The sequence below is a fragment of the Flavobacterium sp. genome (assembly GCF_039595935.1).
In the GTDB taxonomy this organism is placed as follows: Bacteria; Bacteroidota; Bacteroidia; order Flavobacteriales; family Flavobacteriaceae; genus Flavobacterium.
Genome location: NZ_JBCNKR010000007.1, coordinates 1 through 12,796, shown reverse-complemented (window position 1 = coordinate 12,796; position 12,796 = coordinate 1). Strand labels below are relative to the sequence as shown.

Annotated in this window: 11 protein-coding genes; 10 read left to right on the top strand and 1 reads right to left on the bottom strand. The window is 33.9% G+C overall.

Annotated elements, in window-relative coordinates; all coding sequences use genetic code 11:
- The first annotated feature begins 5 nt into the window (after positions 1 to 5).
- From galK to ABDW27_RS23620, 4 genes are all read left to right on the top strand, one after another.
- Positions 6 to 1,166, top strand: coding sequence for a galactokinase (galK, locus tag ABDW27_RS23635; protein WP_343698158.1), 1,161 nt, complete (start codon positions 6 to 8; stop codon positions 1,164 to 1,166).
- Positions 1,167 to 1,182: 16 nt separating this feature from the next.
- Positions 1,183 to 2,244 (top strand): UDP-glucose--hexose-1-phosphate uridylyltransferase, encoded by a 1,062-nt coding sequence (locus ABDW27_RS23630; RefSeq protein ID WP_343698157.1) that lies wholly within the window; start codon positions 1,183 to 1,185, stop codon positions 2,242 to 2,244.
- A gap of 247 nt (positions 2,245 to 2,491) precedes the next feature.
- Positions 2,492 to 4,192, top strand: coding sequence for a sodium/sugar symporter (locus ABDW27_RS23625; RefSeq protein ID WP_343698156.1), 1,701 nt, complete (start codon positions 2,492 to 2,494; stop codon positions 4,190 to 4,192).
- Positions 4,193 to 4,351: 159 nt separating this feature from the next.
- The gene (locus ABDW27_RS23620) at positions 4,352 to 4,954 is read left to right on the top strand and encodes a hypothetical protein (protein WP_343698155.1); all 603 of its coding nucleotides are present in this window, start codon (positions 4,352 to 4,354) and stop codon (positions 4,952 to 4,954) included.
- Between the two features lie 40 nt (positions 4,955 to 4,994).
- Here the strand turns inward: ABDW27_RS23620 and ABDW27_RS23615 are convergent, their stop codons facing one another.
- Positions 4,995 to 6,245 (bottom strand): NAD(P)/FAD-dependent oxidoreductase, encoded by a 1,251-nt coding sequence (locus ABDW27_RS23615; protein WP_073414971.1) that lies wholly within the window; start codon positions 6,243 to 6,245, stop codon positions 4,995 to 4,997.
- 101 nt (positions 6,246 to 6,346) lie between these two features.
- Between ABDW27_RS23615 and ABDW27_RS23610 the strand changes: the two genes are divergently transcribed.
- The 6 genes from ABDW27_RS23610 (at position 6,347) to ABDW27_RS23585 (ending at position 12,524) form a co-directional block, all read left to right on the top strand.
- Positions 6,347 to 7,867 (top strand): aromatic amino acid ammonia-lyase, encoded by a 1,521-nt coding sequence (locus ABDW27_RS23610; RefSeq protein ID WP_343698154.1) that lies wholly within the window; start codon positions 6,347 to 6,349, stop codon positions 7,865 to 7,867.
- A gap of 89 nt (positions 7,868 to 7,956) precedes the next feature.
- On the top strand, positions 7,957 to 9,174 hold the full coding sequence (locus tag ABDW27_RS23605) for a WG repeat-containing protein (protein WP_343698153.1): 1,218 nt from the start codon (positions 7,957 to 7,959) through the stop codon (positions 9,172 to 9,174).
- An 18-nt stretch (positions 9,175 to 9,192) separates the two neighbouring features.
- Positions 9,193 to 9,924, top strand: coding sequence for a 3-oxoacyl-ACP reductase FabG (gene fabG / locus ABDW27_RS23600; RefSeq protein ID WP_343698152.1), 732 nt, complete (start codon positions 9,193 to 9,195; stop codon positions 9,922 to 9,924).
- Positions 9,925 to 10,160: 236 nt separating this feature from the next.
- The gene (locus ABDW27_RS23595) at positions 10,161 to 11,396 is read left to right on the top strand and encodes a beta-ketoacyl-[acyl-carrier-protein] synthase family protein (protein WP_343696238.1); all 1,236 of its coding nucleotides are present in this window, start codon (positions 10,161 to 10,163) and stop codon (positions 11,394 to 11,396) included.
- Positions 11,389 to 11,643 carry a phosphopantetheine-binding protein gene (locus ABDW27_RS23590; protein WP_343696237.1) on the top strand — a complete coding sequence of 85 codons (255 nt, stop codon included), beginning with the start codon at positions 11,389 to 11,391 and terminating at the stop codon, positions 11,641 to 11,643. The genes ABDW27_RS23595 and ABDW27_RS23590 overlap by 8 nt, the downstream gene beginning before the upstream one ends.
- On the top strand, positions 11,643 to 12,524 hold the full coding sequence (locus tag ABDW27_RS23585; protein ID WP_343696236.1) for a lipid A biosynthesis acyltransferase: 882 nt from the start codon (positions 11,643 to 11,645) through the stop codon (positions 12,522 to 12,524). The genes ABDW27_RS23590 and ABDW27_RS23585 overlap by 1 nt, the downstream gene beginning before the upstream one ends.
- Positions 12,525 to 12,796 lie beyond the last annotated feature (272 nt).

Genomic DNA, 12,796 nt, shown 5'->3' with positions numbered 1-12,796 from the left:
ATATAATGAATGACATTTTAATACAAAATACGACTGCTTTTTTTGAGAAATCATTCGGCTCTAAGCCAGAAAAAGTAGTCCTTTCTCCGGGAAGAATTAATATTATCGGAGAACATATTGACTATAATGACGGTTATGTTCTGCCAGCCGCGATTGATAAAGTGATTTGTTTTGCTTTTGAAAAAAGTAATTCTAAAAAATCAAAAATCATTGCCATTGATTTAAATGAAGAATTTGAAATTGATTTAACCGAAGAAGTAAAACTAAGCGAAGCTGTTTGGACAAATTACATTCGCGGCGTTATCAAACAATTGCAGGATAAAGGATTTTCGTTTGATGGTTTCAACTGTGTTTTTAGCAGTAATATTCCGGTTGGTTCTGGATTGTCTTCTTCTGCGGCTTTAGAATGCGGAATGATTTTCGGAATTAAACAACTTTTTGATTTAAAAATTGAGAAAGTTAAAATAGCATTATTAGGACAAAAAGCAGAACACTGGGTTGGTATTAACTGCGGAATTATGGATCAGTTTTCGAGTGTTCACGGTCTTGAAAATAAGGTTATAAAACTTGATTGCAACACGCTTGATTTTGAATATCATAATGCCGATTTTAAAGATTATTCATTGATTTTGATGGATAGTAATGTAAAACATTCTCTTTTTACATCTGAATATAACACGCGCAGAATTGAGTGTGAACAAGGTTTAGCGATTATTAAAGAAAATTTCCCTGAAGTAAAAAGTTTCAGAGACTGTTCTGAAGAGCAGCTTTTAAGCATTCAGGATAAAATGAATGAAACAGTTTTTAAAAGAGTTCATTTTGTTGTAAAAGAAATTAACCGAGTTATAAAAGCCTGCGAAGCACTTGATAACGGTGATATAGAACTTTTAGGACAATTGCTTTTTGAAACGCATTATGGTTTATCGCAGGAATATGAAGTAAGCTGCGCTGAGCTGGACATGCTTGTAGACACTGCAAAAGCAGACGACGCCATTATAGGTTCTCGCGTTATGGGAGGCGGTTTTGGAGGCTGTACTATAAATTTAATTAAAAAAGGACATGAAAATGAGGTAAAAAGTAAGTTTTCAAATCTTTATTTAGATACATTTGGGATTCAATTAAAATTTTATGACGTAAAAATCTCAAACGGAACAACATTACTTTAATACCACACACAACACAATGAAAAATTTTGACATTAACGAAGATCCGCACAGACGTTTTAATCCCTTAATTAATGAATGGGTTTTGGTTTCACCTCATCGTGCAAAACGTCCGTGGCAGGGACAAAATGAAACTATTTCTACAGAATCACTTCCAAAACACGATCCTGAATGTTATTTATGTCCGGGAAATGTTCGTGCAAATGGTGTACATAATCCCGCATACAAAAACAGTTTTGTATTCGACAATGATTTTGCTGCCCTAAAACAGGATGAAATTATTTTTGAGGAAGACATCAAGCACACATTTTTTAAGGCAAAACCAGAACAGGGAATTTCGAGAGTGGTTTGTTTTTCACCAAGACACGATCTTACGCTTCCGGAAATGGAAGTTTCGGATATTGAAAACATTGTAAAAACCTGGCAAAAAGAATATACCGATTTAGGAAATATTAAATACATCAACCACGTTCAGATTTTTGAAAATAAAGGAAGTGTTATGGGCTGCAGCAACCCTCACCCGCACGGACAAATCTGGGCACAGTCCTCACTGCCGACTCAGGTTGAAAAAACACATAACAGCTTAAAATCATATTACGATAAAAACCGAAGAACTTTATTAGAAGATTACGTTCAGGCCGAATTAAAAGCCGAAGTTAGAATTGTAATCGAAAACGAACATTTTGTTGCACTGGTTCCGTTTTGGGCAATCTGGCCGTATGAAACTATGATTGTAAGCAAAAGAGCCATCAGTAAAATAACTGATTTTACAGCTGAAGAGGTTTCGGCTTATGCCAAAATTTTAAAGCAGTTAACAATCAAATACGATAATTTATTCAATACTTCATTTCCGTATTCATCAGGAATTCACCAAGCACCAACAGATGGTTTTGATCATCCTGAATGGCATTTTCATATGCATTTTTATCCGCCTTTGCTTCGTTCTGCAACTGTAAAAAAATTCATGGTTGGTTACGAAATGATGGGAGAATCGCAAAGAGATATTACTCCGGAAAAAAGTGCTGAAATTTTAAGGCAACAATCTGAAGTACATTACAAAATTGCAGTAAAAATTGACTAAAATTTTACGCTAAAACCTGTAATTTAAAAATTTAACAGAATTATCCGCTTATAAATGTAAATAACACATTTAAAATAGTTGTTTTTTCAGTTTTTATTTTAAATTTGGCTTTCGTTCTTGTTTTAATAAAAAAATAACAGAATAAAAACACATATTTCATTTTTAAAGACATTAAACCACATAAATATTAATTTCAAACTTTAACTTAAACAATCACCTATACTAATTATCTAAAATACTATTACCAATGAAGTCAAACCTCGCACTCGCAGATTATGCGGTTTTTATTATTTATTTCATCGTAGTATCTGTCTACGGTTACACCGTTTATCGCAAACGTAAACAAGATGAGCACGATGCTAAGGCATATTTTCTTGCAGAAGGAAATTTAACCTGGTGGGCAATTGGAGCTTCGTTAATTGCATCAAACATTTCAGCAGAACAATTCATCGGAATGAGCGGTGAAGGTTTCTTTTTAGGAATCGCCGTTGCTGCTTATGAATGGCTTGCTGCTGTTGCTTTAATTATTGTAGCCGTTTGGTTTATTCCGGTATATCTTAAAAATAAGATATATACTATGCCTCAATTTTTAAAAACACGTTACAACGAATCGACTGCGTTGATTATGGCGGTATTCTGGCTGTTTTTATATGTTTTTGTAAACTTAACTTCTATTCTATATTTAGGTGCAGTTGCTATTGACGGTCTGGCGGGAGGAGGATATCTTCACATTATTATGATTGGTCTGGCTGTGTTTGCCTTATTTATTTCTCTTGGAGGAATGAAGGTTGTGGCTTATACAGATGTTATTCAGGTTGCGGTTTTAATCATTGGAGGTTTAGTAACTTCTTACATTGCGCTTACAACTGTTGGGAGTGCTTTTGGAGTTGGAGAAAATGCAATTGCAGGTTTTAAAGTTTTAATGAGAGAAGCTCCTGAACATTTCAAAATGATTATACCAAGACCAACCGCAACTTCATCTCAACTTGAAATCAATAAATATTTAACTTTCCCAGGTTTGATGTCTTACCTTGCAGGTATCTGGATCATCAACTTAAATTACTGGGGATGTAATCAATACATTACACAAAGAGCGCTTGGAGCAGATTTACAAACGGCTCGTACAGGAATTTTATTTGCTGGTATGTTAAAATTATTAATGCCTTTAATTGTAATGCTTCCTGGAATCGCAGCTTTTGTTTTATACAAAGACGGTCATTTACCACAATTAGTTGGAGGAAAAGATGGAGCTTATTCCGCTGTGTTAACGTTTCTTCCAACAGGCCTTAAAGGACTTTCTGTTGCGGCATTAACTGCTGCAATTGTAGCTTCATTAGCTGGAAAAGTAAACAGTATCTCTACTATTTATACTTTAGATGTTCACAAAAAATATATTCAAAAAGAAGCTGGCGAAAAAAAACAGGTAAACATTGGTCGAATCGCTGTTTTTACCGCAATGCTTTTAGCTGTTTTATTTACATGGAATGACCTTCTTGGAATTGGAGGAGAAGGTGGATTCACATTCATTCAAAAATACACTGGTTTCATTAGTCCTGGAGTTTTCGCTATGTTCTTCCTTGGTATGTTCTGGAAAAGAACTACTGGAACTGCCGCTATTGTTGGGGTAATTTTAGGATTTCTTTTATCTGTATTATTCAACGAATATGCTCCGGCTTTATTTGGAAACGACACTTTGCTATATACCGCATGGCCTACTGGAAAAGTTATAGGCGGTGTTCCTGTGTACGAAATTCCTTTCCACATTTGTATGGGATTATCATTCTTCTTTACCATGTTAGCCATGATTGGAATCAGTTTTGCCGGACCAAAAGTAAATCCAAAAGCTTTTGAAATAGATTCTGAAATGTTTAAAGTAAAACCACAAACAACAGTTTTAATTGTAATTACATTACTGATTATAGTAGCATTGTACGTTAAATTCTGGTAATTTTTTAATAAGTAATTTTGAAGAGAAAAAGGGATTCTGGTTAGAATCCCTTTTTTGTCTTTTGTATTTTAAAATCCTAATTATAATTTAACAAGAAAAAAACATTCATATAATCATTTTCATTATTTTTAACGCCGTAATTAACCAAAACAGGAAAAAATGAAAAAACTAATTTTTGCATTATTTATTATTTCAGGAACAGCGTTTGCTCAGGACATGGAAGTAGTAAAAGGAAACTTTGACTTTTTAAAAGATCAAAAAGAAATTAATACCGTATTTGATTATAGTGACTTTACTATGATGAAAGAAAAAAAGTCGGAAGCGCAATATGTAAAAGAACATAAAGCCGATCTGGACGAAAAAGCAAAAGGAAATGGAAATATCTGGGAGAAAAAATGGGGTGTAGCAAAAGACCAAATCTGGACGCCTAAATTTTTAGAGATTGCAAACATTGTATTAACGAAAGAGAAAAAAGATTTAAACTTTCAGGAAGGATTAAACACTCCTTATACCTTAATAGTAAAAGCAGTATGGATTTATCCGGGCTGGGATGCTGGAATTATGAAACAGCCAGCCAAAGTTACTACAAACCTAAAGTTTGTTGAAACTGCTAATAAATCAAATGTACTATTAGAAATTACAAGTGATGAAGCTCCCGGAGATCAATGGGGAAGCAACTTTAGCAACGAAACCAGAATTGGAGAAGGATTTGCTAAAACGGCAAAATCAATGTCTAAGCTTATCGTTAAAAAAACAAAATAAAAGACATTCTTTTATATCTTATTATAAAAAAAAGCCCTGATTATTCAGGGCTTTGTTCTTTTTGCATATTTAGTAAATACGCCATATTCGCAATTACGTGATCATGTTTTTTGACAAACGAATTTTCTTCGTTCCAGACATAACCCGCTAAAACAGCACAAATTTTTTCTTTAACTTCAGGGTTTTCCGGCTGATGGAAAAATAAAGTCTGCAAGTTTCCAGTATACCATTCCTGCACATAAGTTGTAAATACGCCAATACCACGTTTCATATATTGTGTAAATTCAACTTCCCAGTCTACAGGAATTCCTTGTGATTCTTTCAAATATAATTTCGCTGCAAGCATTCCAGATTCAGTTGCAAAAGCTACTCCAGACGAAAAAACCGGATCAAGAAACTCAGAACTATTTCCTGTTAAAGCAAAACCATCTCCGTACATTCTTTTTACAGCTCTCGAATAATTTTCCAGTTTTACAGGTTCAAATAAAAATTCTGTTCCTTTAAATCTCTTAATATAATAATCTGATAGCTGAATAGCGTTTTTCAAAGCCTCGGCATTATCTTTATTTTCAGAAAGCGAATTAATAAAATCTGTTGGCCCAACAACACCCAAACTTGTATTTCCGTTAGAAAATGGAATTACCCAAAGCCAAACCTCCGTTTCTAAAATATCAAACGAAATCTGCGTTCCTTCCTCACCTTCTGGTCTGTTAATATCTTTTACGTGCGTAAATATCGAAGAATGCGGATCTAATTTCGAAGGCGTATCCAAATCTAAAAGCCTTGGTAAAACACGTCCGTATCCGCTTGAATCTACAATAAATTTGGCATGGATTTCTTTTAAGTTTCCGTCTTTATCTTTTACAATTGTTTTAGAATTTTTTCCTTCAAAAGTAACTTCAAGAACCTCCGTTTCAAATTCAAGATCAACACCTTTTCGCACAACTTCCTGCGCCATAGTGTTATCAAAATCAGCTCTCGGAATCTGCCAGGTCCAGTCCCAACCTTCGCCAAATTTTTTGCTGAAATCAAAAACGCAAATCTCTTCGCCTCTAATAAAACGGGCTCCAAGCTTTTTTTCAAAGTTCATCGAATTAAGAGCATCAAACAATTCTGCCTCAGCAAAATGGTCCATTACTCTCGGTATTAAGCTTTCGCCAACAACCAGTCTAGGGAACTTTTGTTTCTCTACAACTTTTACCTTAACATTGTTTTTATGAAGATACGATGCCGATACACATCCGGACGGTCCGGCGCCTATTACTAAAACATCTACAAACTCCTTTGTCATAATAAAAATATTATCAATTATTAACCTACATTTGCCCTCATCAAAATAACTACAATTATTTTGATAAATAAAATTAAATTAGCACAATCAAAACCGATTTAATGAATACAATTAATGAATATTTAAGTTTAGCAGAGTTTGAAGCCATAATCTTTGGAAATCAAAAAGTTACAATTAGCGATGTTGTTCTAAACCGAGTAAACGAAAGCTTCAATTTCTTAAAAGAATTCTCTGGGAATAAAGTTATCTACGGCGTAAACACGGGCTTTGGTCCAATGGCGCAGTACAGAATCAAAGAATCTGACCAAATTCAGCTTCAATATAATTTAATCAGAAGCCACTCTTCAGGAACAGGAAAACCTTTAAGTCCTGCTTGTGCAAAAGCGGCTATTTTAGCGCGATTAAATACGCTTTCATTAGGAAATTCTGGTGTTCATCCATCAGTAATTCATTTAATGTCTGAACTTATCAATAGAGATATTACGCCATTAATTTTTGAACACGGCGGTGTGGGTGCCAGCGGAGACTTAGTACAATTATCACATTTAGCATTAGTTTTAATTGGCGAAGGTGAAGTTTTTTATAAAGGCGAAAGAAGACCAACTCCGGAAGTATTCGAAATCGAAGGCTTAAAACCAATTCAGGTAGAAATTAGAGAAGGTCTTGCGTTAATCAACGGAACTTCTGTAATGACCGGAATTGGGGTTGTAAATGTGTATCACGCTAAAAAATTATTAGACTGGTCATTAAAATCTTCTTGCGCTATAAACGAATTAGTTCAGGCGTATGACGATCATTTCTCAGCAGAATTAAACCAAACAAAACGTCATAAAGGACAGCAGGAAATTGCTGCAAAAATGCGTCAGAATCTTTCAGACAGTACATTAATACGTAAAAGAGAAGACCATTTATATTCTGGAGAAAATACCGAAGAAATTTTCAAAGAAAAAGTTCAGGAATATTATTCTTTAAGATGCGTACCTCAAATTTTAGGTCCGGTTTTAGAAACAATTAATAATGTAGCTTCTATCTTAGAAGACGAGTTTAACTCGGCAAATGATAATCCAATTATTGACGTAAAAAACCAACACGTTTATCACGGAGGAAATTTCCATGGAGATTATATTTCGCTTGAAATGGATAAACTGAAAATTGTTATTACAAAATTGACAATGCTTGCAGAGCGTCAATTGAATTATTTATTGAATTCAAAAATCAACGAATTACTGCCTCCTTTTGTGAATTTAGGAACATTAGGCTTTAATTTCGGAATGCAGGGAGTTCAGTTTACAGCAACCTCAACAACTGCCGAAAGTCAAATGCTATCCAACCCAATGTATGTTCACAGTATACCGAACAACAATGACAATCAGGACATTGTAAGTATGGGAACAAATGCTGCGGTTATTACATCTAAAGTAATCGAAAACTCATTTGAAGTATTAGCAATCGAAATGATTACTATTGTTCAGGCAATTGATTATTTAGGACAAAAAGATAAAATCTCATCTGTTACTAAAAAATGGTACGACGATGTTCGAAATATAATTCCAACATTTAAAGAAGATCAGGTAATGTATCCTTTTGTTCAAAATGTAAAAGATTATTTGATCAATAATTAAAAGATTTTACATAGAAACTATAGTTTCTATAGATTAAAATATGCCCCAAAGAGTTTTGCTTTAATTATTAAACATTGAATCTTAAAATCATGAAAAAAACACTTATTTTTTTGTTGCTAAGTTGCATTCAATTTGTTAATAGTCAAGAACTGGCATTAGTTAAAAAAAATTCAAAAATTGGATATATTTCAAAAGACGGATCTTTTAAAATCGAGCCTCAATACAAATCAGCCAAAAGCTTTTCTGAAGGTTTAGCCGCAGTAGAAGATAACGGAAAATGGGGATTTATCGATACTAAAGGAAGCTGGGTAATTCCTTCTTCTTTCAACAATGCTAAAGATTTTAACAGCGGAATTGCAGTAGTACAAAAAGATAAGGACTGGGTTTATATTGATAAAAAGGGAGAAATTCTAAAAGCTCCGGCAACTGAAAAAATATTTGATTTTAATAATGGCGTTGCTTTTATTAGACAAGGAAATAAAGTTGGATTAATCAATTCAAAACTGTCTGTAGTTTTAGAACCAAAATATGACCAGATCAAACCTTTTGAAAATGGTTACGCAAAGGTTGAACTCAACAAAAACTGGGGAATTATAAATACCAGCGGAAAAGAATTAGTTGAACCGGTTTACGCTGAAATTGGAAACTATTTTAAAGGTACAACCTGGGCAAGAAAAGATAAAACTTTCGGATTGGTAAGCGGCGGAAAATTCATTCCGATTGATGGTGCCGAAAAAATCTGGGATTTTGAAACTCAGGATTTAACTTATGCCAAAAAGAACGGAAAAATTGGGTATATCGATTTAAACGGAAATTGGGTAATTCTGCCTATATATGATAAAGGAAAAGCTTTCTCAAAAAATTTAGCTCCTGTTTTAGTGGGAAAAAAATGGGGTTATATCAATTTAAAAGGAACATTTGTAATTGAACCAACTTATACTGATGCTGAAGTTTTTAGCACAAACGGTCTGGCTCCTGTAAAAGAAAATAATTGGGGATTTATTAATGAATCTGGAAAACTCGTAATCCCAACTCAATACGGAATCACTTCAAACGGATTTGTTATTGCTTTGTTTGTACAGCAGGACAAAGGTTTTATTGATGGTCTTGCAAGAGTAAAAAATGAAGGCAAATGGGGATTTTTAAGACCTGATGGAACTGTGTTAGGAAACCAATGGTTTGAAAATGCTGAATTATTCTCTCAGTCTGCTGCAGTAGAAAAACCTAAAACAAATGAAATCGCTCTTGAAAAACCAAAGCAGGAAACAAAACAAACTGTCAAACCAACACCGAAGAAAAAGAAATAAAAAATAAAATTTACATCAATGAAATGTGTATTAGTAACAGGCGGTTCAAGAGGAATTGGAAGTGCTATTTGTAAAAAATTAGCCGTTGAATCTAATTATCATATTCTTATTAATTATCATTCAAAGAAAACCGCTGCCGAAGAAACACTTCAGGAAATTCAAAAATTAGGCGCAACAGGAGAAATTTTAGGTTTTGATGTTGCCAATTTTGAAGAAGTACAAAGCGTTTTAACACAATGGCAGGAAGCAAATCCGGAAGCTATTGTAGAAGCTATTGTAAACAATGCCGGAATTACAAAAGACGGTCTTTTTATGTGGATGACTCCTCAGGACTGGAATGGTGTAGTAAACACAAGTTTAAACGGATTTTTTAATGTGACGCAGTTTTTTATTCAAAAAATGCTTCGCAACAAATACGGTCGAATTGTAAATATGGTTTCTGTTTCCGGTGTAAAAGGAACTGCAGGACAAACTAATTATTCGGCAGCAAAAGGAGCAATTGTAGCAGCTACAAAAGCATTGGCACAAGAGGTAGCAAAACGCAATATTACCGTTAATGCTGTTGCCCCTGGTTTTATTAGAACAGATATGACAAGTGAGCTGGATGAAAAAGAGTTACTAAAATTAATTCCGGTAAATCGTTTTGGTGAAGCCGAAGAGGTTGCAGATTTGGTAAGCTTTTTGATTTCAAAAAAATCAAGTTATATTACCGGTGAAATTATTAACATAAACGGCGGAATATATTCTTAAGAATACTATGTTTGCATAATATTTTAAGTTTTTACCTGATTCTTACCACAAATTACGCAAATTCACACAAATTAATTTTGCGGAAATTTGTGAAATTTGCGGTTAAAAAATTAGAAGCCTAAAGCATAATACTCTAAAAATGTATAGCTTTTAAATGCTTTCAATACCAATTAAAGAATATAAAATATACTTAGTAAAAATTACACTTTAAGGATAAAAAATTACTTTGAAAGACGATGAATAGAAGAGTTGTAATTACTGGAATGGGAATTTATTCTTGTATCGGAACTTCTTTAGATGAAGTAAAGGAATCATTATATAATGGAAAATCAGGAATTCAGTTCGATGCTGAACGAAAAGAATTTGGTTTTCAGTCAGCCTTAACCGGAATGGTTCCGAAAGCTGATTTAAAAAATCTTTTGACCCGAAGACAACGTATGAGCATTGGCGAAGAAACCGAATATGCTTACATGGCCACGATCGAAGCATTGAAAAATGCCGGTATCGACGATTCTTTTTTTGAAACTCACGAAGTGGGAATTATGTACGGAAACGACAGTGTTTCTAAAGCCATTATTGATGCTACAGATATTGTACGCGAGAAAAAAGATACTGCCTTAATTGGTTCCGGAGCGATTTTTAAATCGATGAATTCTACCGTTACCATGAATCTTTCAACAATTTTTAAACTTCGTGGTATCAATTTAACCGTAAGTGCAGCTTGTGCCAGCGGTTCGCACTCTATAGGATTAGCTTATTTTTTAATAAAAAGCGGTTTTCAGGATATCGTTATTACCGGAGGAGCACAGGAAATTAACAAATATGCCATGAGCAGTTTTGATGGTTTAGGTGTTTTTTCTAACAGAGAAAGTGATCCGGAAAAAGCATCAAGACCTTTTGATGCCGGACGCGACGGATTAATCCCGAGTGGCGGCGGAGCAACCTTAATTCTTGAAAGTTACGAATCTGCTATTGCTCGTGGAGCCAACATTATTGCCGAAGTTTCCGGTTACGGATTTTCTTCAAACGGTGGACATATTTCTACTCCAAACGTCGAAGGACCGGCTACAGCTATGCAGAGAGCACTTGACGATGCTAAACTAAAAGCAACCGATATTGAGTATATAAATGCACACGCAACTTCAACTCCGGTTGGTGATGCAAACGAAGCCAAAGCAATTTTTGAAGTTTTTGGTGAGAAAAATCCTTATGTAAGTTCAACAAAATCGATGACGGGACACGAATGCTGGATGGCCGGAGCAAGTGAAATTATTTACTCTATCCTAATGATGCAGAACGATTTCATTGCGCCAAACATCAATTTAGAAAACCCAGACGAAGATGCTTCAAAATTAAATTTAGTTAAAACTACGTTAAACAAAAAATTTGACATATTTTTGTCCAATTCTTTCGGTTTCGGAGGAACCAACTCTGCGTTGGTGGTTAAAAAGTTTAAATTGAGCAATGAATAAAGAAGAGATAATAGCAAAAATTAATGGTTTTTTGGTTGATGAATTTGAAGTAGACAATGATGACATTGAACCAAATGCTAATTTAAAAGACACACTTGGCTTAGATAGTTTAGATTATGTTGATTTGGTAGTTTCAATAGAATCTAACTTTGGCGTAAAACTAGTTGAGGCTGATTTTGTTGGAATCTCTGATTTCCAAAGTTTCTATGACCTTATCGAAAATAAATTAAAAGCCAAAACAGCTTAATGAGTGAATGGGATGGCAAATCAAAAGGAACGGTTTTAGGATATAGAATATTCGTTTTTTTGATTCAAAAAGCGGGTGTTAAATCTGCTTATGTTTTACTTTATTTTGTCGCCTCTTATTACTTTTTATTTTTAAAGAAAAGCAATCGCGCTATTTTTTATTATTTTAAAGAAAGGTTGCAATACTCCTATTTTAAATCAAAAAAAATGGTTTTCAAAAGTTATTACACTTTTGGACAAACCATTATTGATAAAGTTTCCATTTCGGCCGGAATGCGGAACAAATTTACCTATGAATTTGACGGAATCGAGACTTTAAAAAATCTTTTGGCAGAAAAAAAAGGCGGTGTACTAATTAGCGCACATGTTGGTAATTTTGAAATCGCCGAACATTTTTTTGGAGAAATTGATATCGATTTTCAAATCAATTTAGTTACTACAGATTTAGAGCATTCTGCCATCAAAAATTATTTGGAAAGCATTACCCAAAAACCAACCGTAAAATTCATCATTATCAAAGAAGATTTGTCTCATATTTTTGAGATCAATGCTGCTTTGGCCAATAACGAATTGGTTTGTTTTACAGGCGACCGCTATTTTGAAGGCACAAAATCACTTTCTGAAAATATTTTAGGCAAAGAAGCAAACTTTCCTGCCGGACCATTTTTAATTGCTTCGAGATTAAAAGTTCCGGTTGTCTTCGTTTATGTTATGAAAGAGCCAAATTTACATTATCATTTATACGCAAGAGAAGCTACAGTAAAACATCGCGACGAAAAAGCATTGCTAAAAGAATACGTAACAAGTGTAGAAAGCATTCTAAAAAAATACCCTTTACAATGGTTTAATTATTTCGATTTCTGGAATGATTTGAAGCCTTAAAATTTTCTTTAGCCACAAATTTTCACTAATTTAATACTCTCTGAAATTTTGTAAATCTCAACATGTGGTTAAAAACATTCTTTTTTACGCAATACATTCGTGAAAATTAGTGTAATTCGTGGTAAACCCTCAATCCGTTAAACAAGAAAAATCCGTTTAAATAAATTTACTTATTTTTGTTCGCAACCAAAGCAACAAAACCTCAATGAAAAATGTTCTCGTTATTTATTATACTCAATCTGGACAGTTAGAAAGTATTGCGCAAAACATCG